General features: G+C 67.5%; 23 protein-coding genes. 9 read left to right on the top strand and 14 right to left on the bottom strand.

From position 1 onward, the window contains the following. Window positions 1-17: 17 nt before the first annotated feature. The 3 genes from LEL84_RS07855 to LEL84_RS07865 all read right to left on the bottom strand — a co-directional run bounded on the left by LEL84_RS07855 (window position 18) and on the right by LEL84_RS07865 (window position 3,153). A complete protein-coding gene (locus tag LEL84_RS07855) occupies window positions 18-1,040 on the bottom strand; it encodes an N-acetylmuramoyl-L-alanine amidase (protein WP_137810933.1) in 1,023 nt (340 codons plus the stop codon). Window positions 1,041-1,237: 197 nt separating this feature from the next. After that, window positions 1,238-2,296: a CobW family GTP-binding protein gene (locus LEL84_RS07860; RefSeq protein ID WP_226513737.1), complete on the bottom strand. Its 1,059-nt coding sequence runs from the start codon at window positions 2,294-2,296 to the stop codon at window positions 1,238-1,240. Next, the gene (locus tag LEL84_RS07865) at window positions 2,296-3,153 is read right to left on the bottom strand and encodes a rhodanese-related sulfurtransferase (protein ID WP_159371222.1); all 858 of its coding nucleotides are present in this window, start codon (window positions 3,151-3,153) and stop codon (window positions 2,296-2,298) included. The genes LEL84_RS07860 and LEL84_RS07865 overlap by 1 nt, the downstream gene beginning before the upstream one ends. Before the next feature lies 1 nt (window position 3,154). Between LEL84_RS07865 and LEL84_RS07870 the strand changes: the two genes are divergently transcribed. The 3 genes from LEL84_RS07870 (at window position 3,155) to LEL84_RS07880 (ending at window position 5,724) form a co-directional block, all read left to right on the top strand. After that, window positions 3,155-3,976 carry a hypothetical protein gene (locus LEL84_RS07870; RefSeq protein ID WP_413466949.1) on the top strand — a complete coding sequence of 274 codons (822 nt, stop codon included), beginning with the start codon at window positions 3,155-3,157 and terminating at the stop codon, window positions 3,974-3,976. Window positions 3,977-4,241: 265 nt separating this feature from the next. After that, a complete protein-coding gene (locus tag LEL84_RS07875; protein ID WP_058252466.1) occupies window positions 4,242-4,586 on the top strand; it encodes a histone-like nucleoid-structuring protein Lsr2 in 345 nt (114 codons plus the stop codon). A 91-nt stretch (window positions 4,587-4,677) separates the two neighbouring features. Beyond that, a complete protein-coding gene (locus LEL84_RS07880; RefSeq protein ID WP_226513739.1) occupies window positions 4,678-5,724 on the top strand; it encodes a PHP domain-containing protein in 1,047 nt (348 codons plus the stop codon). 37 nt (window positions 5,725-5,761) lie between these two features. Here the strand turns inward: LEL84_RS07880 and LEL84_RS07885 are convergent, their stop codons facing one another. The 6 genes from LEL84_RS07885 to LEL84_RS07910 all read right to left on the bottom strand — a co-directional run bounded on the left by LEL84_RS07885 (window position 5,762) and on the right by LEL84_RS07910 (window position 11,131). After that, entirely contained in the window at window positions 5,762-6,856 is a 1,095-nt protein-coding gene (locus tag LEL84_RS07885) for an LLM class flavin-dependent oxidoreductase (protein WP_226513740.1), read from the bottom strand. 185 nt (window positions 6,857-7,041) lie between these two features. Next, window positions 7,042-8,115, bottom strand: a complete 1,074-nt coding sequence (locus tag LEL84_RS07890; RefSeq protein WP_226513741.1) for an ABC transporter substrate-binding protein — start codon at window positions 8,113-8,115, stop codon at window positions 7,042-7,044. Window positions 8,116-8,147: 32 nt separating this feature from the next. Further along, entirely contained in the window at window positions 8,148-8,936 is a 789-nt protein-coding gene (locus LEL84_RS07895) for an ABC transporter ATP-binding protein (RefSeq protein WP_226513742.1), read from the bottom strand. A 40-nt stretch (window positions 8,937-8,976) separates the two neighbouring features. Further along, the gene (locus tag LEL84_RS07900; protein WP_137810931.1) at window positions 8,977-9,822 is read right to left on the bottom strand and encodes an ABC transporter permease; all 846 of its coding nucleotides are present in this window, start codon (window positions 9,820-9,822) and stop codon (window positions 8,977-8,979) included. Window positions 9,823-9,949: 127 nt separating this feature from the next. Then, a complete protein-coding gene (locus tag LEL84_RS07905; protein ID WP_065631078.1) occupies window positions 9,950-10,549 on the bottom strand; it encodes a DUF1707 domain-containing protein in 600 nt (199 codons plus the stop codon). 141 nt (window positions 10,550-10,690) lie between these two features. Then, window positions 10,691-11,131 carry a serine hydrolase domain-containing protein gene (locus tag LEL84_RS07910; RefSeq protein ID WP_226513743.1) on the bottom strand — a complete coding sequence of 147 codons (441 nt, stop codon included), beginning with the start codon at window positions 11,129-11,131 and terminating at the stop codon, window positions 10,691-10,693. Between the two features lie 247 nt (window positions 11,132-11,378). Here LEL84_RS07910 and ygiD point away from each other — a divergent pair, with 247 nt between their 5' ends. After that, window positions 11,379-12,254, top strand: a complete 876-nt coding sequence (ygiD, locus tag LEL84_RS07915; protein WP_226513744.1) for a 4,5-DOPA dioxygenase extradiol — start codon at window positions 11,379-11,381, stop codon at window positions 12,252-12,254. Window positions 12,255-12,257: 3 nt separating this feature from the next. Here the strand turns inward: ygiD and LEL84_RS07920 are convergent, their stop codons facing one another. Together LEL84_RS07920 and LEL84_RS07925 are read right to left on the bottom strand one after the other, a co-directional pair. Then, the gene (locus LEL84_RS07920) at window positions 12,258-12,743 is read right to left on the bottom strand and encodes an SRPBCC family protein (RefSeq protein ID WP_058252460.1); all 486 of its coding nucleotides are present in this window, start codon (window positions 12,741-12,743) and stop codon (window positions 12,258-12,260) included. Between the two features lie 3 nt (window positions 12,744-12,746). After that, window positions 12,747-13,118: an ArsR/SmtB family transcription factor gene (locus tag LEL84_RS07925; protein WP_058252459.1), complete on the bottom strand. Its 372-nt coding sequence runs from the start codon at window positions 13,116-13,118 to the stop codon at window positions 12,747-12,749. Window positions 13,119-13,295: 177 nt separating this feature from the next. On the opposite strand from LEL84_RS07925, the gene LEL84_RS07930 reads away from it, so the two are divergent. After that, complete coding sequence (locus tag LEL84_RS07930) at window positions 13,296-14,666, top strand: LLM class flavin-dependent oxidoreductase (RefSeq protein ID WP_226513745.1); 1,371 nt, start codon at window positions 13,296-13,298, stop codon at window positions 14,664-14,666. Window positions 14,667-14,672: 6 nt separating this feature from the next. Here LEL84_RS07930 and LEL84_RS07935 read toward each other — a convergent pair whose 3' ends face one another. Next, window positions 14,673-16,334 carry an ABC-F family ATP-binding cassette domain-containing protein gene (locus tag LEL84_RS07935; RefSeq protein WP_226513746.1) on the bottom strand — a complete coding sequence of 554 codons (1,662 nt, stop codon included), beginning with the start codon at window positions 16,332-16,334 and terminating at the stop codon, window positions 14,673-14,675. Between the two features lie 115 nt (window positions 16,335-16,449). On the opposite strand from LEL84_RS07935, the gene LEL84_RS07940 reads away from it, so the two are divergent. From LEL84_RS07940 to LEL84_RS07955, 4 genes are all read left to right on the top strand, one after another. Beyond that, on the top strand, window positions 16,450-17,649 hold the full coding sequence (locus tag LEL84_RS07940) for an NAD(P)/FAD-dependent oxidoreductase (RefSeq protein WP_137811009.1): 1,200 nt from the start codon (window positions 16,450-16,452) through the stop codon (window positions 17,647-17,649). A 109-nt stretch (window positions 17,650-17,758) separates the two neighbouring features. Then, on the top strand, window positions 17,759-18,193 hold the full coding sequence (locus LEL84_RS07945; RefSeq protein WP_137811008.1) for a DUF1801 domain-containing protein: 435 nt from the start codon (window positions 17,759-17,761) through the stop codon (window positions 18,191-18,193). 273 nt (window positions 18,194-18,466) lie between these two features. Next, window positions 18,467-18,844 carry a VOC family protein gene (locus LEL84_RS07950; RefSeq protein WP_078113702.1) on the top strand — a complete coding sequence of 126 codons (378 nt, stop codon included), beginning with the start codon at window positions 18,467-18,469 and terminating at the stop codon, window positions 18,842-18,844. Between the two features lie 109 nt (window positions 18,845-18,953). Further along, window positions 18,954-19,919 (top strand): hypothetical protein, encoded by a 966-nt coding sequence (locus tag LEL84_RS07955; RefSeq protein WP_137811007.1) that lies wholly within the window; start codon window positions 18,954-18,956, stop codon window positions 19,917-19,919. 27 nt (window positions 19,920-19,946) lie between these two features. Here LEL84_RS07955 and LEL84_RS07960 read toward each other — a convergent pair whose 3' ends face one another. Both LEL84_RS07960 and LEL84_RS07965 read right to left on the bottom strand, forming a co-directional pair. After that, window positions 19,947-20,639, bottom strand: a complete 693-nt coding sequence (locus LEL84_RS07960) for an alpha/beta fold hydrolase (protein WP_226513747.1) — start codon at window positions 20,637-20,639, stop codon at window positions 19,947-19,949. Window positions 20,640-20,661: 22 nt separating this feature from the next. Further along, a complete protein-coding gene (locus LEL84_RS07965; RefSeq protein ID WP_226513748.1) occupies window positions 20,662-22,380 on the bottom strand; it encodes a CocE/NonD family hydrolase in 1,719 nt (572 codons plus the stop codon). Window positions 22,381-22,419 lie beyond the last annotated feature (39 nt).

The following is a 22,419-nucleotide window of genomic DNA, read 5'->3' on the forward strand; positions in this document are numbered from 1 at the left end:
GCCGCGCGCCGGCGACGTCAGCCGATCGGCAGTTTCCCGTCGAAGAGCGCGTAGACGATGGTCAGCATCGCCTTGAGCACTTGTGCGGACACGTCCTGGCCCTGGGTCATCAGCAGCCGCGCCACGGCTTCGGGGTCCTCGGTGGCGAGGAGCTGCTCGACGAAGGGGATGACCGAGGACAGTCCGCTGGCGTCGTCCGTCGGCACCGACGGCGCCGGGCCCGCTCCGGTCGCGGCGTTCCCGTTGACGTAGTTCAGGATTCCGTCGGTGATCGCCATGGCGTACTTGACCTGACCGTCCCGGCCGGCAAGCGCCTTGGCCTCACCGGGGTTGGCGAGGTTGCCCATCTCGATGAACACCGCCGGGACCTTGGTCAGGTTCACCGCGGCGATGTCGGGACGGGTCTGGATCCCGTCGCGGACGCCGGCGTAGTTCGCCGAGGGGAACCCGGCCTTGACGAAGGCGTCGCGCATCGTGGTCGAGGCCTTGCGTCCCTCGCCGGACTGCACGCGGTCGACGGTGGCATCCGGGACCGGCAGCGACGGCACGATCATGTGGAAGCCCTTCTTGGACTCGTCGGCTCCCCGCGCCGTCGAGTCGGCATGCAGGCTGACCGCGACCGCGGCTCCGGAGCGACTGGCCGCGGCGGCGCGTTCGTCCACACAACCGCCCCACCCGGTGTCGTCCGGCCTGCTCAGGACCACACGAGCCCCCTGGCTCTCGAGGCCGGCCTTCACGAGTTGCCCGATCTGCCAGTTGACCGTGTGCTCCTTGGCGCCGTTCACACCGGACGCACCGCTGGTCTGGCAGTCCTTCTTGCCACCGCGCCCGTCCGGCACCTGTGCCCTGAGGTCGTGACCGGCGGCCGAGGCCTGGTGACCGGGGTCGAGGAAGATCGTCTTCCCCGCCAGTGCCGTCCCGCGGGCGGGGGCCGCTTCGGCGGGTGCCGCGACCACGTTCGAGGCGACCGCCATCGACGTGGCGGCCACCATGGCGAAGCCGATCGTGGCAAGGCGTTGGGCTGTCGTCTTTCGGAACATTGCGCTGTCGAGGCCGCGACGCGCCGAGGCGCTGGTCACTTGCCTCACTCCCTCCCGTTGAGTACCACTGGTCACACTGGTCACAGACATAACAGTGAAACAAACGAATGCGGGATTCCGAAATGGTCGTCCTGGGAGAACGGCATTTCGTTAGGGAGCTGTGACCTCTCCGATCGGCGTGTCGAGCGTGTCGCGGGTCAGTCCGTCAGGTGCCGCAGGATTCCGAGGATGCCGTTCTCGTCCGCAGCGTCCTCCGGTCGGGCGACGGCGGCCTCCAGCTCGGCGCGCACGGCCGCCTCGTCGAGACCGCGCCCGATCGCGACGAGTTCGGTGGCCGGACGCCGCCCTTCCCAGGATTCGCGCATCACGCGCACGAAGCCGCCGACTCCGTGCACGACGAACCGCTGCCGATGCCTCGGTACGACGAAATGGACGATTCCCTTGATCCGGAAACACCCATTGGGCGGACGTTCGAGAAATCGCGCCAGGCGCCGCGGATCCATCGGCCGGTCACTGGAGAACGACACCGACTCGTATTCAGCGTGCAGATGCTCGTGGTCAGCGTGACCCGCGTCGTCGAGCAGCAACTCGTCGAAAGCCATCTGGCCGGACCGAGCCTGCGCGACGTCGCGCTGAACGACATCGAACAGCAGCGCCGGATCGATCGCGGCATTCCGGGTCGCCACCCGCGGTGCGGTCGCATTGAGTTGTGCGACAAGCTCTTCGACGACGCGCCGGGACTCATCCGGGATCAGGTCGACCTTGTTGACGAGCACGAGGTCGGCGATCGCGACGTGCGAGTCCAGCTCCGGATGCGTACCGCGCACCTCCTCGACATGCGCGGCGTCGACCACGTAGACCAGTCCGCCGTAGCGGAGTCGTGCGTCCGCCACCGACGTCACCATCCGGATGAGCGCTTTGGGTTCGGCGATCCCGCTCGCCTCGATCACGATGGCGTCGATCCCCGCGCTCGGACGAACCAGCGAGGTGAGCGCGTCCGCGAGGCCGTCGGCGTCGACGGTGCAGCACATGCACCCGTTCCCGAGGCTCACCGTGCCGTCCGCCTGCGCCGAGACGAGCAGCGCATCGATGTTCACCTTGCCGAAGTCGTTGACCAGCACGCCCAGCCGGGTGCCGGTGCGCCCGGCAGACCGCAACAGATGATTGAGCAGTGTCGTCTTTCCCGAACCCAGATACCCGGCCACCACGACGACCGGAACCGGACCGCGGCGATCGGGGGTCTTCGCAGCGCTCATCACCGGCGGTCGGGTTCCAGACAGTCCGCACAGATCACGGCGAGGTCGCGGCCGTCTCGATCGGGGTGATTGGCGACATTGCTCGTCGGACGACGGCATTCGACGCAGCGGCCGAGCACCTCCGCGTGGTCGGAGAACTCCACGCCCATGCGGTCGTCGAAGACGTAGAGCGAACCCTGCCAGAGCCCGTCGTCGCCGTACCGCTCGCCGTAACGCACGATGCCACCGTCGAGCTGGTAGACCTCGGCGAACCCGCGGTTCCGCATCACCGTGCTGAGGACCTCGCAGCGCACGCCGCCCGTGCAGTACGTGACGATCGGCCGGTCCTTGAGGTGATCGAACGCGCCGCTCTCGATCAACGGCACGAAGTCCCGGGTGGTGCGCGCCTTGGTCGTGACCGCGCCGGCGAATCGCCCGACCTCGGCCTCGATCTCGTTGCGCCCGTCGAAGAAGACCACGTCGTCGCCGCGGGCGTCCACGAGCTCGTGCACCTGCTCCGGACTCAGCCGGGTTCCGGTGCCGACGACCCCGTTCTCGTCGACCTCGATCTCGTCCGGAACCCCGAAGGTCACGATCTCGGGCCGGACGCGCACGCTCAACCGCGGGAAGTCCCGGCCCGTGCCGTCGGACCATTTGATGTCCGCCCCCGCGAACCCGGGGTACGCGCGGGTCGTCCTGACGTAGCGTTTGACCGCGGCGATGTCGCCACCGACGGTGCTGTTGATCCCGTGGCGTGACACGATGATCCTGCCCCGGACCCCGAGCGACTCGCACACCGCCAGCTGCCACAACCGGATGGCCTCGGGATCGGGCAGCGGAACGAAGACGTAGAACAGGACGATCTTGGGGGTCGGCACAGTGCAAGGGTACGGAAATCGGCGACCCCGCCCCGAATCCACATCACGGTCCCGCGACCGCCGATTCCTGCGCGTGATCTGCGCAACCGCGGCAATCGGGACTCTGACCGTTTCGGTCGCACTCGCCGGATGCTCCCTGCCGTCGGACTCCGGCCCGTCCCGAATCGTCATTCCGCCCACCGACGAGTTGTCGACGGTGACCGAAATCGAGTCCTCGTCGACGACATCGACCACCGGCGAGGACTCGGCGCGGAATCTGCCCGACTGGACAATCGGGCGAGTCGTCGCAGTGGCACCACGCGTCGACAACTCGCGTTTCCACCAGGGCTCGGTGACGGAGGATTCGCCGCTGCAGGACTCGTCCGGTTTCCATTTCTCGACGCCGGATCGGGCGGTGAATTGCTCGACCGGTACCAACGGTTCGTCGGCCCTCGCCTGTCGGATCGATGAGGATGCGGACGACGATTCCTCGGCGGAACGCCCGTCGTCCGACTCGGGCGCCTGCGACTGGGCCCGCGATTACGCCGTCCTGGGACCGGATGGACCGCAGCGCGGTGCGTGCGCCAATCGATATCCCGTTCTGTATCGCAGTTCGATTGTCGACTTCGGTCGCACAATTTCGATATCACGATTTTCTTGTCTCGTTGAGACCGTCGGTATGTTCTGTCTCGAATCGCGTTCTCAATCAGGATTCGCAATCACCCCGAACGGTTACCAAACCATCTATGCAGCAGATCGGGCGCCCGAAGCGTTGGTGAGCGTGTCGCCCGAGGAATCGGACGAATCGTCCCGGCGGACGACCGGGGCTGTGCCCACGAGCTAGACCACACCTACTTCGAACCGGTCCGCCACTGCGCGTAACCCGCCGTCGAGACCAGCATGGATCCGACTTGTCAACAAACGGACGTGTCTCGACTTCCCTAACGCTATTCAATGATTTATGGTCTAGGCGGGGGTTCTCAGCAAGTACTCATGGTTTGAGTCTAAGCTGTGCACTGTTGGAATAGATCAAAACGGGGGGACGCAGGTTTTCGGGCCTTGCACGTCCGTCTTGGTCGGATGACACAATTCGAGGGGACAAGCAATTCATGGCGAAAAAGGAAATCGTTCAGGTCATCGACGATCTCGACGGTAAGGTGCTGGATCAGTACGAAACCGTCCGGTGGTCACTCGATGGAAAGAACTACGAGTTCGACACTTCGTCGAAGCACGCGCAGCAATTCCGCGATTCGCTGTCGAAGTACCTCGACATCTCCCGCCAGACCGGTCGCGTGACCAAGCGCACCGCAACGGCGTCGACTGCGACCGGGGGCGGACGCAACAAGGAGACCACCAAGGCGATTCGTGAGTGGGCCATCCGCGAAGGTTACGAACTGAGTGATCGCGGTCGCATCCCGCAGAGCATCATCGAGGCCTTCGAAGCCGCACACTGATCGGTCAGTCCTGACCGTCATCACACATGAGATCTGTTGCCCGGCCGCCTTTGGCGGGCCGGGCAACAGGCGTTGAAAGGGCTGTTCGCCGATGAGGCCCCTGACCCCGCTGTCGGCTCCGGTGGACCCGATTCGCGCACTCGAGCGCATCTCGTGGCTGCTCGAGCGTCGTCGGGAGAGCACGTACCGCGTGGAGGCCTTCCGCCGCGCCGGGCAGGCGGCCGCCGGACTCGACCCGTCCGAGCTACACGCACGGGCTGTCGCCGGCACTCTCACCGCGATCAAGGGAATCGGCAAGACCACTGCGGCGGTCATCGCCGAGGCCGCCGACGGTGAGCTACCGGGGTACCTCGCACGTTTGCAGGCCGAAGATCCACCCCTCGCCCCCGACGGCGCCGAGGGCCTCGTCGAGGCCGTTGTCGGCGACCTGCACGCCCACACCGACTGGAGCGACGGCGGGGCGCCCATCGACGAGATGGCCGCGGCTGCGGAGGCCTCCGGCCACGACTGGCTCGCGATCACCGACCACTCGCCGCGCCTCACGGTCGCGAACGGACTGAGCCCGGAACGGCTCGCCGCCCAGATCGAGGCGATCGACAACTGGAACACCGGTCACAGCAGCCACTTTCGTCTCTTCCGTGGAATCGAGATCGACATCCTCGACGACGGCACGCTCGATCAGACCGACGAGATGATCGCCCGACTCGACGTCGTGACCGCATCCGTGCACTCAAATCTGCGCATGGCGCACGACGCCATGACCGACCGGCTCATCGCCGCGGTCTCCGACCCACGGGTGCACGTCCTCGGCCACTGCACAGGCCGGCGAGTGCTGAGCGGCCGGGGCCACCGCCCACCCTCGACCTTCGACGCCGAGGCCGTGTTCGCCGCCTGCGCGGCCCACGACACCATCGTGGAGATCAACTCCCGTCCGGAGCGGGTCGACCCGCCCGACGAACTGATCGAGATCGCCGACGACGCGGGCTGCCTGTTCGCGATCGACTCCGACGCCCACGCACCCGGGCAACTCGACTTCAAGATCCTCGGCGCGCGGCGGGCCGTCGACCACGGCATCGCCCCCGACCGGATCGTCACGACATGGTCGTCGGACCGGTTGTCGGAGTGGCTCGCCCGCTGACCTGTCCCGCTGGGCCCGAGCGGCCCAGAACGTGCTGTCAGCTCAGGGCCTCGACCCGGGCCCGGATCACCGGCAGCACACCTTCGGCGAACCAGTGCGCTTCCTCGATGTGCGGATAGCCCGACAGGATGAAGTGGGAGAAGCCCTCGGATTCGTACTCGCCGATCAGCGCCGCGACCTCGTCGTAGCTGCCGACGAGCGCGGTGCCGGCTCCCCCACGGATGAGCCCGACCCCCGCCCACAAGCCGGGATGGATCTCGAGCGCATCGCGACGTCCGCCGCGGAGTTCGGCCATCCGACGCTGACCGGTCGACTCCGAGACCGAGTGCAGGGCGAACGCGGTCTCGATCTCGTCGTCGGAGATCCCCTGCAGCAGTGTGTCGGCGACCCGCCACGCCTCCTCGGAGGTCTCGCGGGCGATGACATGCAGCCGCACACCGTATTCGAGAGACCGGCCGACCCTCTCGGCGCGTCGCGCCACCTCCGCGATCTTCTCTCCGGCCACCGCCGGCGGCTCGCCCCACGTGAGGTAGACCTGGGCACGCGAGGCCGCAACGGTCAGTGCCGGGTCCGACGACCCGCCGAAGTAGATCCGCGGTGGATCGGTCGGCGGATCCGCGAGGAACGCCCCGGCGATCTGGTAGAACTCGCCGTCGAAGTCGACGGTCTCTCCGGACCAGAGCCGGTCGACGATCTGCACGAACTCGTCGGTGCGCGCGTAACGGCGGTCGTGGTCGACCCAGTCACCGAACCGGCGTTGCTCGACCTCGTCACCGCCGGTCACGATGTTGACCGCGATCCGTCCACCCGAGAATCGCTGGAGCGTCGCCGCCTGCTGTGCGGCCAGGGTCGGCGAGATCAGCCCGGGGCGGAATGCGACGAGGAAGGTCAACTGCTCGGTGTGGGTGATCGCGGCGGCCGTGGTCATCCACGCGTCCTCGCACCAGGTTCCGGTCGGGGTCAGGACACTCTCGTAGCCGAGCCGATCGGCGGTGCGTGCGACATCGATCAGGTACGGCAGGTCTGGCGCACGGTAACCCGGAGGGTGTCGTTTCGTCGCCGATGCATGTGAGGCTCCGACGATCCCGCGGCTGTCACCGGCGGTCGGCAGAAACCAGTGGAAATGGCTCATGGGCGTGTTCCCTTCTCGCACCACTAGTGGTGTGTCTCGGAAATAGGTGGCCGGTATCCGGTGGAGCGATCGGTGGTCTGGCAAGGCGGAGGAGGGAGGGATAGCGGAGCTATCTCGACCGACGACAACGCAGCCAGGCGCCGATCGAGCGCCGGAGACCAGTCACTTATTCCCGAGACGCACCACTAGGATTGGGGCGTGCCGAACAACGGTGCCAGGGCCTCGTCGTAGCGGTTGTCGACGAACGTCGCGAAGTCGACCTGCCCCTGGAGTTGCCCGGAGTCGGCGAAGGCGTCGGCGAGCTCCTGCTCCGACGCCACGACGCTGTCGTCGAGTGCGATCGCGGGTCGGAGGCTGCGGCCCTGGGCGATCGCGCCGGCCCGCGGGTCGATCCCGACCTCGGCGGAGTACTGCTCGGCCCACTCTTCCGGGTTGGCCGTGGCCCAGTTGGCGGCCCGCGCGATCCCGAGCGCCAGTTCCCGTACCGCGGTGTTGCGACGCGGGTCGGCCAGCGCCTCGTCGCCCGCGATCCCGAAACCGTAACCGTTCGAGACGTCTTCGGCCGTGACGAGCGTCTTCGGGTTGTTCTCGAGCTGGACGATCGCGGTGTACGGGTCCCAGACCGCCCATGCGTCGACGTTGCCGGAGGTGAACGCGGACAACGCATCCGCGGGCTGCAGGAAGACCGGTTCGACGTCCTTGCCGGGCCCCAGGGTCAGATTCACCTTGTTCAGTTGCAGCAGCAGATGCCCGTGTGCCGAGCTGCCCTTCGCCACGGCGACCTTCTTGCCCTTGAGGTCGGCGACCGAGGCCAGTGTCGACGTTCCCGGGATCAGGATCGCGTCGCCGCTGGCGTTGTTCGCGTACCCGGTGACGATCTTGACCTTCGCGTTCGCCGCGGCGCCGAAGATGGGCGGCGTGTTCCCGGTGACCGCGAAGTCGATCTTGCCTGCGGTGGCGGCCTCGATCTGCGGCGGGCCGGAGGTGAAGGTGGAGAATTCGATGGTGAACGGGAGCTTCTCGAGTTCGCCCGAAGCGCGCAGTAGGGCTTCGGTGCCGCCCTTCTGGTCTCCGACTCGGAGGGTCAGGTCCTGCAGTGAGGCGACGTCGACCGTCTCGTTCGCGATCGATTCGGCGGTGTCCTCCCGCTGCACACAGCCCGCGAGGCCCAGGGTCAGGGCGGCGGTGGCCAGCACGGCGGCGAGCACGCGGCGCCGTCGGGGCCGGGATGCGCGCACGGAAAGATGGTGGTGTGTCATCGAGATCGGCTTTCGGTCAGGGAACGGGAGGGTCAGCGCGCCGGATCGGCGACGCCGAGTGCGGTCAGCAATTCGGCTCGCAGGCGCGGGATCTCGGAGTCGGGGTCATCGGCGTCGCCGGTCTGACGTGGACGGGGCACGGTGAGGTCTTCGACGATCTCGCCACCGGCCAGGACGACGACGCGGTCGGCCAGCCGCAACGCCTCGTCGACGTCGTGGGTGACGAGGAGTGCACCGAACCCGTTGTCGCGCCACAGCGAGATGAGCAGTTCGTGCATCGTGCGCCGGGTGAGGGCGTCGAGTGCGCCGAACGGCTCGTCGAGCAGCAGCAGTTGCGGACGGGCCACGAGCGCACGGGCGAGCGAGACCCGTTGCGCCTGACCACCCGAGAGTTGCGCGGGCCACGCGCCCGTCTTGTCGCTCAGGCCGACCTCGTCGAGGGTGCGGCGCGCGCGTTCGCGGGCCTGCGACTTGCCGACCTTCTCGCGCACGAGGCCGAAGGCGACGTTCTGTAAGACGGTGCGCCAGGGGAAGAGTCGCGGCTCCTGGAAGGACACCGCCGGGTGACCGGCGGTCCGGACGCTGCCCGACTCGGTCTGCGACAGGCCCGCCAGCAGGCGAAGCAGCGTCGACTTGCCACTGCCGCTGCGTCCGATGAGCGCGACGATCTCGTGCGCCCCGACCCGTAGGGTCACGTCCCGCAACACGAGATTGTCCCCGTAGCTCAGGCTTGCGTTCTCGACTTCCGCGGCGTATCCGGCGGGGTCGACCAGGTCGTCGGGGGACGGGACCTCGAGATCTCGGGTGGCGATGGCGGTCATGGTCGGGCCTCCTGGACTCGGGATGTGCGGGTTGGGGGCGTCACCGGTTCTGGTATCGGGTCGTGTAGCGCTCCAGCGCGCGCACGATGGCGTCGGTGATCAAACCCATTGCGGCGTAGACGATCAGGCCGAAGAAGATGATGTCGGTGCGCAGGAAGTCGCGCGCGTTGTTGATCAGGTATCCCAGCCCGGACGTGGCCGCGATCTGCTCGGCGACGATGAGGCTGAGCCATGCGATCGCCAGGGCCTGGCGCAGACCGACCAGGATCTGCGGCATGGCACCCGGGATGATGAGATCGCGGATGGTGGTGAGCCGCGAGAAGCCCAGCACGCGAGCGCTTTCCACCAGGCGGCCGTCGATCTGGCGAATCGCGGCGGAGGTGTTCAGGTAGAGGGGGAACAGCGCGCCGAGGGACACGAGCAGCACCTTGGGCATCTCGCCGATGCCGAACCACAGGATGAACAACGGGATCAGACCGAAGAGCGGAAGTGCGCGTATAGCCTGCATGTTCGGGTCGATGGCCGAGTCGGCGAACTTGCTCAGGCCGACCAGCAAGCCCAGACCGATCCCGACCGCGACGCCGATCGTCAGTCCGATCGCGACCCGCTGCGCCGACGCCGCGATGGCGTCGAGGAGTTGTCCGTTGTTCAGGACCTCCCACCCGGCCTCGGCGATCAGCGACGGTGCGGGCAGCTTGTCCTGCGGGATGATCCCCAGTGCGCTGCCCACCTGCCAGAGCACGAGAACGGCGATGGGTGACAGCGCGCGCAGGATGGTGTGCAGCCGGGACGACCGGTCCGCCTTGGCCGATGGGGAGTCGGACGACCCCGGGTCCACCGCCCGCGGATCGCCGGGCGCGCTGATACTGAGTGTTCGGTCGGCCACGTGCGGCAACGTTACGAATCGGGAAACACTCGCGACACCGTTGAGTTCAGCGTGAGCACAAGTAGGCCACCCGCCCAGCGTTCGCGTAACGGCGAGCGGTCAGCCCCGGTCGATACGGTTCGGTGCGTCAGCTCCGTTTGATGACGATGCCGGTCATTCCCGACGCCGAACCCGTCAGCTCGATCACCGGTCCGCCCGGACGCGTCGGTGCGCCGGCCTTGTCCTTCACCTTCGACCATCCGGAGAGTTGCAGGTCGCCGTACCTTATCTCCTGATCGGGGCCGATCCGGAGCTTCACCGTGGTGATGGAGACCTGCAGCTGCAGGATCGTCGACGGGCCGGGGAACGTCGCATGGGTGAAGTCCATGTCGACGGTGCCCATGCTGCCGGTGACCAGCGTCGACGGCGGAACATGCCACGTGCCCTTGCGTCGAACCGTCTCCCACTCGGCCGCGAGGTGCACGGGCCCGGTCGAAGGGACGGCGACGGCCGGGGTCGCGGCTACGGCCTGGCCCGGCTCGTTGAACAGGCGACCGGCGTTCGGCAGGTGTTCCAGGACGGCTCGCAGGTCCGCGCGGGTCTTGGCGGCGTACACCAGACCGGACCGCTCCTCGAACTCCGCGATCTCCAGATATCCGGACGAGAAGGCATCATTGAGGAGAGTCACGGCCCGCTCGCGTTCCGGGTTTCCGACCCGTAGATCGTCGTCGGGGAGGCGGTCGACCATACCTGCCACCTTATGGCACCCGCGCTGGGTGGGTTTTCGCAGCACGACGGCCGGGGCTCGCGGCGGCGTCAGTTCCGCGGGATCGGTGGCGCGGAGTCGGGGGCCATCAGGGCGCCGATCTGCGCGAAGATCTGGTTGGTGTCATAGCCCTCGGCCGAGCGCATAGTTCCAGTTCGTCCCCGGCGCGTAGAGCAGCGGCTCGTTCACCGCGTAGGACAACATCTCGTCGGTCGTCCACGCCTTGAACGGGTTCGTCAGCTCCTCGATCTCGAACGCGTCGTTGCCGAGCACATAGTCCTGATACCCCGACGTCATCGTCGCCAGTTGCCGGAGGGTGACCCGGTCGCTGTTGGGGATCTGGGGCACCCATGTCGCGATGATGTCGTCGAGGGCGACCGCCTTCTCGTCGACGAGTTGCAACAGCACCGCCGCGACGTAGGCGATGGCGACCGACCCGTTGCGGAAGTGCATGTCCGCGGTGGCGGGTACACCGGTCTGCGACTCGCCGAACGCCTTGGTGGTCACCTCCTGGCCGTCGTCGGTGACACGCACGATCACCGACTTGAGGTGTTGGGACTCCATCAGTCCTTCGACGATCTACTCGATCTGCGCCGCCTGCTGCGGGTTGGACGACGACGCCGACGAGGACGCGGGTTCGGCACCGCCCCCGGTGCCGCACGCCGCCAGAACGATCGCGAGGACCGCGGCAATCAGCATTGACCAGCGCCTGTGCATTGTCGAATTTTCACGGGCGCCGAACCCCTGTCGGCGACTTCGTCGATTCCGGAGTAGCGTCGACTCCGTCCGCAATCGGCCGGAGGAGGCGACGATGTCAGCGGTAGACGCGACGAGCTCGGGGACGATGCCGGTCGCGTTCATCGGTCACGGCAACCCGATGAACGCCCTGGAGCGCAACAAGTACACCGAGGCCTGGGCCGCTCTGGGTGCATCGGTGCCGAAACCGCGAGCGATCCTGGTGATCTCGGCGCACTGGTACACCAACGCCACCGCCGTGACGGCGATGCCACGGCCACGGACCATCCACGACTTCTACGGTTTCCCGCAGGACCTCTTCGACGTGGAGTACCCCGCCCCGGGCGACCCGGATGTCGCCGACATGGTCTCCGATGTCGTCAAACCCACGTGGTGCGGTCACGACATCGACAGCTGGGGTATCGACCACGGGACGTGGTCGGTGCTGGTGCACACGTTCCCGGATGCGTCCGTACCCGTACTCCAGTTGTCGCTGAACGCTTTCAAGGACTATGAGCACCACTACGAACTGGGCCGCCGGCTCGCCCCGCTCCGTGACAAGGGTGTGCTGATCATCGGCAGCGGCAACATCGTGCACAACCTGCGCGCGGTCGACTTCGCGAAGCCCGACAGCGGATTCGACTGGGCCCACCGGTTCGACGATGCGGCCCGAGAGGTGTTGCTGGACAAGCCGTCGAGTGTGCTGAGTCTGGACGGACATCCCGACTTCGACAAGTCCGTACCGACCCCGGACCACTATCTGCCGATGCTGTACATCGCCGGACTCGCCGGGGACGCCCCGCTGGATCTGCTCGTGGACGGCCATGCCGCCGGGTCGATCTCGATGGCCGCCTACACGCACGGGCTGGAGGTCGAGCCCACGGGGTCCGGCGCCGGTGGCCCGGCTGCCGAACTGCCCGAGGGGTTTCCGACACTCAACTCGAACCTGTGACCCTCAGGCCGCGAGGAACTCGTCGATCTGGTTGATCGCCGACGACGCACCTTCGACGACTCCCATGTCGAGCACCTTCTGCAACGCCTCGGCCGAGTCGTAGGTGCTGATGAAGGTGGCGACGGTCTTACCGTCCGTCTCGGTGAATGCGTAGGAATTGCGGGATTCGGGCATGTCGGTGATCGGGTTGAGGTCCCCGTCGGCAAAGCCGTCCAGGAAGGTGAAGCCGGTGGGCTCGTCCACCGATTCGACTTTCCAGTAGCCGCCGAACTTCTCGCCCTCGGGACTGGTCATGTAGTACGTGACCTTGCCGCCCGGGCGCAGGTCGTGGTCGACGACGGTCGCCGGATAGGTGGGCGGGCCCCAGATCTTCTCGAGCTGACGCGGATCGGCGTAGATCTGCCACACCCGTTCGATCGGGGCCGCGAACTCGGCGTTGATGGTGATCGTCCGGGCGTCCAGGTCGGGTGTCACATCGATGACAGGCATTGTTCATTCCTCCGGTGTGATTGTGGGTGAGGGTGATTCGAGCGTGAGTAGATCGTCGATGCGGGCGATACGACCACGCCACACCGCTTCGAGCTCGGTGAGCATCGAGGCCACCGAACGCACTGCCGCGACATCGCCGCTGGCCAGCTGCTCGCGTCCGGAACGACGCTTGGTGAGCAGACCGGCCTTCTCCAGGACGGCGACGTGCTTCTGTACCGCCGCGAAGCTCATGTCGTATTTCGCGGCGAGCACCGAGACCGAGTGTTCGCCGGCGAGCACTCGTCGCAGGATGTCACGACGGGTGCGGTCCGACAGCGCGTGGAACAGGGCGTCGGCCCGGTCCTCGTCTGTCGGTTCGCCTGCGTTCTCGGCCACGCCTCAAACATACAACCAATTGGTTGTATGTCAAGGGTCTGTTGCGATCACGGCGGGCTCAACCCTGGCCGCCGGTGGACCCTGCGCCTTGACTTGTCCCGACCGTCTCGCCGCATCCGTCGCGCGTCGCCGCCATCGGACCGACTCCGCGATGCCGAACCCCGAAGGACCCCACTCGTGACCCGTCAGCTCCACCTCGGTGGTTTCTTGATCGCCTCCCCCGTCACCCACTCGCACGCCGCATGGCGTCATCCCGGGTCGGAGACCGACTACTTCGGGCCAGACCACTACCACCGGGTCGGCCGCATCCTCGAACGCGGCAAGTTCGACTTCGCCTTCTTCGCCGACTTGCTCGCCGCACCGGTCCGGTTCGGCGGCAACCAGTCCGAACCCTTCCGGCGCGGCACTCAGGCCGCCGCGACGATCGATTCGAGCCTGGTCGCGGCGAGCATCGCCGCCGTCACCACGCGACTCGGTATCGCGGTCACCAAGTCCACCACCTACTTTCACCCCTACGAACTCGCGCGCGTCTTCGGTTCCCTCGATCACCTCACCCGCGGACGGATCGCGTGGAACATCGTGACGTCGCTGTCGCAGGCCGAGGCGCAGAACTTCGGCTTCGACGACCACGTCGGACACGACGAGCGGTACGTGCGTGCCGAGGAGTTCGTCAGCACGGCGATCAAGCTGTGGTCGAGCTGGGATGCCGACGCCGTCACCGCCGACAAGGAGTCCGGCGTCTGGGCGGATCCGTCGAAGATCCACACCGTCGACCACGAGGGCACGCACTACCGCACGCGGGGTCCGCTGAACCAGCCCCGCTCACCACAGCATCGCCCGGTACTCATCCAGGCGGGGTCGTCGAACACCGGCAAGGACTTCGCCGCGCGGTGGGCGGAGGCGATCTTCGAGATCGACCCGACCCCGGAGGGACGCCGGGCCTACTACGACGACGTGAAGTCGCGGGCGGTGAACTTCGGCCGAAATCCCGACCACGTCAACATCTTCCCGGCGTTCATACCGTTCATCGGCGAGACCCAGTCGATCGCCCGGGAGAAGCAGGCGTTCCACAACGAACTCGCCGATCCGATCTCCGGCCTGATCACGCTGTCGGTTCACACCGACCACGACTTCTCCGCCTACGATCTCGACGCTCCCGTCGAAGACGTCCAGGTGAGCGGCACACAGGGGCTGTTCGACGTCGCCCGACGCCTCTCCGAGCGGGACAGTCTCACCCTCCGCGACATCGGCAAGCTCTACGCCCAGGGAGTCCTGCTGCCGCAGTTCGTCGGCACGGCCGCCGATGTCGCGGACCATATCGAGGAGTCCTTCACCGGCGGTGAGGCCGACGGGTTCATCGTGTCGAGTGCGCAGACCCCGGGCACCTTCAACGATTTCGTGGACTACGTGGTGCCGGAGTTGCAGCGCCGCGGCCTGTTCCGTACGGAGTACGAGGGCACGACCCTGCGCGAGCACCTCGGACTCGGGAGCGCCGAGGAGGATCTGCCCGCGGACGTGCGCGGGGTCAGCGTCCGGCTCGCGGGCTGAGAGACCTCAGCGCTCGCCGACCCGGCCGCCGTCGACGTCCCAGTGCCGGTCGACGCGCACGTTCTGCAGCATGCGCCGATCGTGGGTCACGAGAAGCACTGCGCCGACGTAGAAATCGAGGGCGGACTCGAGTTGCTCGATGGCCGGCAGGTCGAGGTGGTTGGTCGGCTCGTCGAGGACGAGGACATTGGTGCCCCGCGCCTGCAGCAGGGCGAGTCCGGCCCGCGTGCGTTCGCCGGGTGACAGCTCTCCGACCGGCCGGTCCACGTGATCGGCCCGCAGCCCGAACTTGGCGAGCAACGTTCGCACGTCCGCGGTGGAGTATTCGGGGACCAGCGCTTCGAACCGTTCGGCCAGCGGCCGGGGACCGGTGAACAGGCCACGCGCCTGGTCGATCTCGCCGATCGCGACGTTGGCACCGAGTCGCGCGGTCCCCTCGTCGGGTACGACGCGACCGAGTAGTAGCCGCAGCAGCGTCGTCTTGCCGGCACCGTTGTGGCCCGTGATGCCGATGCGTTCGCCGGCGTTCACCTGTAACGACACCGGGCCCAGCACGAAATCCCCCTGTCGCACAACCGCTTCATTGAGGGTGGCGACCACCGAGCTGGAGCGCGGCGCGGACCCGATGGTGAACTCGAGAACCCATTCCTTGCGCGGTTCGGCGACCTCGTCGAGCCGAGCGATCCGGCTCTCCATCTGCCGGACCTTCTGCGCCTGCTTCTCACTGGACTCGGTGGCGGCGCGACGTCGAATCTTGTCGTTGTCCGGCGCTTTCCGGATGGCATTGCGGACACCCTGACTCGACCACTCACGCTGGGTCCGAGCGCGTGCGACGAGGTCGGCCTTCTTGGCCGCGAACTCCTCGTACTCCTCGCGACGGTGACGGCGGGCGACGGCACGCTCCTCGAGGTAGCTCTCGTAGCCGCCGCCGTACACGGTGTTGGTGTGCTGCGCGAGGTCGAGTTCGAGCACCCGGGTGACGCTGCGCGCGAGGAACTCTCGATCGTGACTGACCAGGACGACGCCGCCCCGCATGCCGGCCACGACCTCCTCCAGGCGCGCGAGACCGTCGAGATCGAGGTCGTTGGTCGGTTCGTCGAGGAGCACGATGTCGAACCGCGAGCACAGCAGCGCGGCGAGCCCGACCCGGGCGGCCTGGCCGCCGGACAGATCCGCCATCAGGGTGGCGTCCGGGTCGATGACGCCGTCGCCGAGCCCGAGGTCGGCGAGGACCGCGGGCAACCGCTCGTCGAGATCGGCCGCCCCGGTGGCCAACCAGTGGTCGAGCGCGGCCGCATACGTCTCGGCCGGATCTCCCGGCGCCGCGGCGTCGGGGTCGGCCAACGCGTCCGCCGCCGCGTCCATCGCCGCCGTCGCCGCCGCGCACCCCGTCCGGCGGGCGACGTACGCGCGCACCACCTCACCGGGAACCCGTTCGTGCTCCTGCGGCAACCATCCGACGAAAGCGTCGGACGGTGCACGGGTCACCGTCCCCTCCAGGGGCGCGAGATCACCGGCGAGTACCCGCAGCAGCGTCGTCTTCCCGGCACCGTTGGCACCGACCACGCCGATCACGTCGCCGGGTGCCACCGTGAGATCGAGGTGGTCGAAGAGGACGCGGTGGGCATATCCCCCGGCGACGTCCTTGGCGACGAGCGTGGCGGTCATCGGTCCATGGTCGCACCAAGCGCCCGGACCACGAGGACCCGGCCGAGGCGGCCCCGGCACCCGGCACAGCCGGCTCCCCCGGTTTTCCCGACCGCCCGGCCGGGTATTGACCCGCATGACCTCATCTCGCGAGACCCGACACTTCGACGTCGTCATCGTCGGCGGCGGAAACGCCGGCCTCAGCGCGGCGGCGCGACTGCTGCGTCTGGGCGTCACCGATGTCGCGGTGATCGAACCGCAGGCCGTCCACACCTACCGCCCACTGCTCTCCTACGTCGGCGGAGGTCAGGCGACACTGCAGGACGCCGAGCGCACGCAGCGATCGGTGACGCCGGACGGGGTGACGTGGCTGCGCGACACCGCCGTCGTCGTCGACGCGGGAAAGCGGACAATCCGCTGCGCCTCGGGCGCCGACATCGGCTACCGGGACCTCGTCCTGGCCGTCGGACTAGTACCGGATCACGACGCGATGCCGGGGATCGAACTCGCGATCGCCGACCCGGCGGTGGCCAGCAATTATCTCGACCGGGCCGAACAGACCTGGGATCTCGTCACCTCGATGCCACGGGGTGGGCGAGCGGTGTTCACCGTCCCGCGTCCGCCGGTCAGCTGCACCGGGACCACACTCAAACCACTGTTCCTGGCCGCCGCCCACTGGCGGCGTCGAGGAATCCTCGAGTCGCTCGACATCACCTTGACCGTAGACCGGCCCCATCTGCTCGGCGTCGATGCCCTCGACGCCCGCCTCTTGGAGTGCCTCGACGAACTCGGCGTCCGCGTGCTGCTCGACAGTTCGGTACGACTACATCCGGTCGATCGCCGGGTCACCGTGGTCACCGGCTCGGCCACCCAGGACGTGCACTACGACATGCTGCACCTCGTCCCGCCCTTCCGAGGCGCCGACCTGGTGACCGACTCGGGCTTGGCCGGCGCCCGCGGCCGGGGGCTCGTCGACATCGATCCCCACACGCTGCGTCACCGCACCCATCCGTCCATCTGGGGAGCCGGTGACGGCGCCGCGATCGCGACCGACCCGTCGGGCGGCGGGTTGCGACGGCAGATCTCGGTGCTCGCCGACAACATCGCGGCCGCGCGGGCCGGCGAGGAACTCACCGCCTACGACGGGTACACCGTCGCTCCGATCGCGACGGACGCACATCATCTCATCGCCGCCGAGTTCGACCGCGACGGGACCATCACGTCGTCGTTGCCGTCGGTCATCGACCCGCTCAAACCGCGCCGGAGTGCGTGGGCCTTCGACCGATATGCCCTCCCGCGCCTGTACTGGAACGCGATCCTGCGAGGGCGGGTGTGAGTCCGCGTCGAGACCTGTGACCGGTTCGGAATCGAGAAGCCCCTAGACCCGCCGCACTACCGTGAGAGCTGCCTCGGCCCCGAGGCCGTCGACCGCGAAGGGAACGCGAATGGGCAGCTCTGGAGGATTCTCCGATCAGGAACGCGCCGCGATGAAGGAGCGCGCCGCGGAGCTCGAGAAGGAGAAGTCCCGCGGGCGCGGGAACAAGAAGGCGGCCGAGGAACTCGATCTGCTCGCGAAGCTCGAGAGCATGGACCCGGCCGATCGCGCGCTGGCCGAACGCATCCACGCGATCGTCACCACGGCCGCACCGGACCTCGCGCCGAAGCTCTGGTACGGGCAACCGGCCTACGCGCTGAAGGGCAAGGTCGTGTGCTTCTTCCGCAGCGGGCACGACGACAAGGAGCGGTACTCCACCTTAGGGTTCACCCAGAACGCCAGCCTCGACGACGGCGGATTCTGGCCGACGTCGTTCGCGGTCAGCACTCTGGACACCGAGGCCGAGAAGACCATTGCGACGCTGGTCGCGAAGGCGGTGAGCTGACCTTCCCCTTGCTCCCTAATCCGAAAGAACTGTAAAACCGCAGGTCCCAGCCCTGCTCCCTGAGGTGCGAGGAGCGCAAGCGACGAGCCACGAAGGGCCAGTAACCGGCGAGGGATCGTCTCTTTACCACGAATTTGCGTCCCCCAGAACAGGTTTGAAGGGCATATTGCCCTTCGCACCGGCTCACGGGGACGGATATTCTGCACTGGGGGCCGGTTCCGGCTTCTGCGAACAACACTGGTTCGGCTCCGCGGCCCGACTACCCTGGGCGCCATGATCACCGCGGTGCACACACTGATCTACTGCGACGACCCGGACGCCGCCCGCGCATTCTTCCGCGACGTGTTGCGCTTCCCGCACGTCGACACGGGCGGCGGTTGGCTGATCTTCCAGACCGGTCCCAGCGAACTCGGAGCGCACCCGAATGCCTGGGAGCACGAGGGAAGCGCCGGGCGCACCGATCAGAAGTTCGACGTGTCGTTCATGTGCGACGATCTCGACTCCACCATGCGCGAACTCGCCGGCCGGGGCGCCGAGTTCGCCGGCACACCGACCGATGAGGGTTGGGGCGTGACTGTCCGGGTCAAGGTCCCCGGCGCCGGGGAGATCACGCTGTACGAACCGAAATACCCACCGCCCGCGCTCCTGTGAACGTCCGGACCCGTCCGCCGGACGTCGCTCATTCAGTCGCATGAAACCCGGCGATGCCCCCATCGAAGCGCGGTAATCTCCCGAGGTCACCGACCAGGAGGAGCCGACCGTGGGCAGTCCCTACGACCCCAACCAGCCGACCGCCATGGGTCCGCAGGGGCCGCAGCAACCCGGCTGGCCGCCATCTGGCGGTCACCAACCCGGCGGGCCGCAGCCGGCTCCCGGCCAGCCGCCGAACCCGGGTCCGTACGGTGGGCAGCCGTACGGCCAACAGCCCTATGGCGGGCAGCCCTACGGCCAGCAGCCGTTCGGCCAACAACCGTATGGCCAGCCGTTCGGTCAGCAACCGCCCCCGCCGGCCAAGAGCGGGAGCAAGAAGTGGTGGTTCATCGGCGGCGGCGGACTGGTCCTCGTACTGATCGTCGTGGTGGCGGTGGTGCTGGCGCTGACCCTGCGCGGTGGTGGCGACGACGAACCGTCGATCCCGACCGCCTCGGCCCTCCAACTGGTGCTGCCCGAAGACCAGTTCCCGGACATCACGGGCGAATTCAGCACGGAGACGGGCAGTACCGACGACGACGACGGCAGCACCGTGGACAACGAGAAGTGTGCGACGCTGGTCCAGTCTCAGCAGACCGGCAACGAACGCGCGGAGCGCGAGCTCACCGAGACCTCGTCCTCCAGCGAGATACTCTTCGGTCTCGACAACTACAGTGCCGACGTGACCAAGCCGGCCGACAACGGTTACGACGAGTTCGACGAGATCGTCTCCGCCTGTTCGTCTTTCACGCTGACCCTCGAGGACGGGGACGTCCCGGTCACTCTCGCGCTCGAGAAGGTCGAGCTGCCGATCGACGGTGACTACAAAGCGGTCCGGATGACCGGCGAGTACGAGGTCGGTGCGATCGAGGTTCACCTCGCCGGGATCATCGTGGTCGGCGAGGAGCGGGGCGTATCGTTCACGGTCACGCACAACACGGTTGACGACGCACCGCCCGCGATGGACACCACGGTCAGCAACAATCTGGCCGAGATGTTCACGGCCCAGCGGCAGATCATCGCCGACGCGACCTGAAGCCCGACGGTCGAGATTCGCCGGTCGTCAAAGGAGAATTCGCGCCACCGCGGCCGGGTCGTCGAAGATGCTCATATGCCAGGCCCCGGCGCGGACGATGAAGTCCGATCCCGGTATCCGCTGATGCATGGCTGTCATGGAGGCGACGTCGGACACCGTGTCGTGTTCGGCCGCGACCACGGTCACCGGGCACGAGATCGACGCGGTGCGTTGCGAACAGTCGAATTGGGCGATCGCGCGCAGCGCCGACGCCCAGGACGCGTGGTCCGCGGCGGCCACGGCTTCGCGAGCGTAGCGGACGACCAGTCCATCGTTGCGCAACTCGTCTGCGCTGAACCAGCGGCCGAGTGTGCCGTCGACATCGACGGTGCCGGCCTCGACGGCGGCTGCCGCAGCGTCGAATGCCGGGAAGGGCGTGTCTCGGGTGCACAGCAGCGTCAGGCGGGAGACGAGCTCGGGGCGCCGGATCGCGAGTTCCAGGGCCACCTGTCCGCCGAAGGAATGTCCCACCACATGCCAGGGCGCCTCGGACGCAACCGATTCCGCGACCCCGGCGGCGAGCCGCGCGGGTAGATCGTCATCCGCATAACCCGGCGGCGGGCTGATCGCAGGCGTGATCACGTGTCCGTACTCGGCCAGCTCGGCACGCACGCCGTCCCACACCGCCGGCGACAGCGGGGTTCCCGGCAGTAGCAGCCAGGTCGGGGGTTCGGTCGTCACCACGTACTCTCCTCAGCTGTCGTCACGGATTCAGACCGGCCGCCGGATTCGTCGCCTCGATCAGCGGCACCGTCAGCATTGAGGGATGATCTCCGCCCCGATGAATCCGACACGTTCCGCGGGGACCGGTCTGATAGCGGGCGGGGAAATGTCCGGTCAACGGGTTGCCCCGGTCGATGTTCCGTCCCGCGAGCACCAGCCGCAGGCGATCGCCAGGCGTGAAAGATGTTGCCGACGATCCGAGTCCGACCTCGATCTCCGCGATCTGACCGGGCTCCAGCAACTGAACGCGGTCGAAGCTGTGCACCGGCCGGGCCACCGACGATGCATCGCGGTCCAGTGCTCGCAGGGAGAGCTTCTGCCTACCCGTCACGATGCGGTCCCGGCCGTATCCGTACGAACCCTCGAACGGGACCCACCGCGTTCCGGCCCATTTCTCCACTGCCACGAACAACGTCGCATCCCCACCGCGCGGCAGGCTGACCCATAGTCGAGCACTCATCGGTCCGGAGAGTTCGAGATGAGAATCGATGGCAAGGTCGTAGGCCAGCCCGGCTCCGCGCAGGTCGAGAACCGACGAACCACTCGCCACGCCTCCCCCGGTGACCCGGGTCAGACGATCACCGTCGGCGAGTAGCAGTTCGGTCCACGTGGTCGCCGCCGGCGGCCACTCATGTTCCTCGCGTACATCGGTGACCTCGGTCCGCGACCCCCGGACTTCGAGGCGGACCCGTGGCAGGGTCCTGGTCGTGTCCCCGCGCAGGTGTCGGTCGAAGAACGCGTGCTGGGTCGCCACCGCGTCGTCGCTGTAGAACGTCGCCCATTTCGGTCCGCGGTGGGTGTACAGGTACTTGTGAGCCGACCCGGCCCGCTCGAACGCACGCATCGAACCCGCGCTGTGCAGATTGCTGTCGGAGAAACTGACGCACACCAGCATCGGCACCTCGATGGCCGCAAGATCCGGTGTCTTGCTCTGCCACCAGTCATCTCGCAGGGGGTGGCGGCGACGTTCGGCATCGATGTCCTCCGACAACCGGGCGGCCTTCCGGGTGACGAGAGCCCAGATGCGGGAGAACCCTCTCTCGTCGACTCCACCGGGCTTCATGAAGTCGCGGTAGAGGTCGGTGAACCCCTCCCACGGACAGATCGCCGCGAGGTGGGGCGGGTGGAGTGCTGCCGCCTTGTACTGCGAGAGTGCGAGATACGACACGCCCAGCATGCCGACCGCGCCGGTCGACCAGGATTGCCGGCCGGCCCACTCGATCAGGTCGTGGACATCGAGGGCCTCGGCGTCGGAGAGCAGCGATCCGGTTCCCTCCGAGGTCCCCGCGCCGCGCAGGTCGGCATTGATGACGACGTAGCCGCGCGAGGTCCAGACCGCGGGGTCGGGCGCCTCCCAGCCCGTCTCACTCGAAACGCGATACGGCGCAGGTTGATTCATGATCCGGTACTGGAAGTTGATCTTCCACCCGAACCGCGTCCGGACCGGCAGCGCGTCCTTGCCGTAGGGGTGCGCCGAGAGCAGGACCGGAAACGGACCATCCCCCGCCGGCCGATACACGTTGACCCGCAGGGTGACCCCGTCGCGCATCACCACCGGGACGTCGGCGTCCTTGATCATGTCGTCGGGTGCCGGGTAGATGGTCACCGGCGGACGTACGGCGTTCCGCACCCGCCGCAGGCCGTAGCGGAGAGCACCCGGGCGCCGCCACGGCCGGTCGTGGCTCACCGAATCGCTCATACGACCTCCGACGACAGTGCGACACCCATGGCTGGACTC

This window comes from Gordonia sp. WA4-43, assembly GCF_020520305.1.
Classification (GTDB): Bacteria; Actinomycetota; Actinomycetes; order Mycobacteriales; family Mycobacteriaceae; genus Gordonia; species Gordonia hongkongensis.

Bases quoted from the DNA above. Each gene is read 5' to 3' on its own strand.
- LEL84_RS07855 (WP_137810933.1), bottom strand. From the start codon at position 1,040: ATGTTCCGAAAGACGACAGCCCAACGCCTTGCCACGATCGGCTTCGCC.
- LEL84_RS07860 (WP_226513737.1), bottom strand. From the start codon at position 2,296: ATGAGCGCTGCGAAGACCCCCGATCGCCGCGGTCCGGTTCCGGTCGTC.
- LEL84_RS07875 (WP_058252466.1), top strand. From the start codon at position 4,242: ATGGCGAAAAAGGAAATCGTTCAGGTCATCGACGATCTCGACGGTAAG.
- LEL84_RS07880 (WP_226513739.1), top strand. From the start codon at position 4,678: ATGAGGCCCCTGACCCCGCTGTCGGCTCCGGTGGACCCGATTCGCGCA.
- LEL84_RS07885 (WP_226513740.1), bottom strand. From the start codon at position 6,856: ATGAGCCATTTCCACTGGTTTCTGCCGACCGCCGGTGACAGCCGCGGG.
- LEL84_RS07890 (WP_226513741.1), bottom strand. From the start codon at position 8,115: ATGACACACCACCATCTTTCCGTGCGCGCATCCCGGCCCCGACGGCGC.
- LEL84_RS07895 (WP_226513742.1), bottom strand. From the start codon at position 8,936: ATGACCGCCATCGCCACCCGAGATCTCGAGGTCCCGTCCCCCGACGAC.
- LEL84_RS07905 (WP_065631078.1), bottom strand. From the start codon at position 10,549: ATGGTCGACCGCCTCCCCGACGACGATCTACGGGTCGGAAACCCGGAA.
- LEL84_RS07910 (WP_226513743.1), bottom strand. From the start codon at position 11,131: ATGGAGTCCCAACACCTCAAGTCGGTGATCGTGCGTGTCACCGACGAC.
- ygiD (WP_226513744.1), top strand. From the start codon at position 11,379: ATGTCAGCGGTAGACGCGACGAGCTCGGGGACGATGCCGGTCGCGTTC.
- LEL84_RS07920 (WP_058252460.1), bottom strand. From the start codon at position 12,743: ATGCCTGTCATCGATGTGACACCCGACCTGGACGCCCGGACGATCACC.
- LEL84_RS07935 (WP_226513746.1), bottom strand. From the start codon at position 16,334: ATGACCGCCACGCTCGTCGCCAAGGACGTCGCCGGGGGATATGCCCAC.
- LEL84_RS07940 (WP_137811009.1), top strand. From the start codon at position 16,450: ATGACCTCATCTCGCGAGACCCGACACTTCGACGTCGTCATCGTCGGC.
- LEL84_RS07945 (WP_137811008.1), top strand. From the start codon at position 17,759: ATGGGCAGCTCTGGAGGATTCTCCGATCAGGAACGCGCCGCGATGAAG.
- LEL84_RS07950 (WP_078113702.1), top strand. From the start codon at position 18,467: ATGATCACCGCGGTGCACACACTGATCTACTGCGACGACCCGGACGCC.
- LEL84_RS07965 (WP_226513748.1), bottom strand. From the start codon at position 22,380: ATGAGCGATTCGGTGAGCCACGACCGGCCGTGGCGGCGCCCGGGTGCT.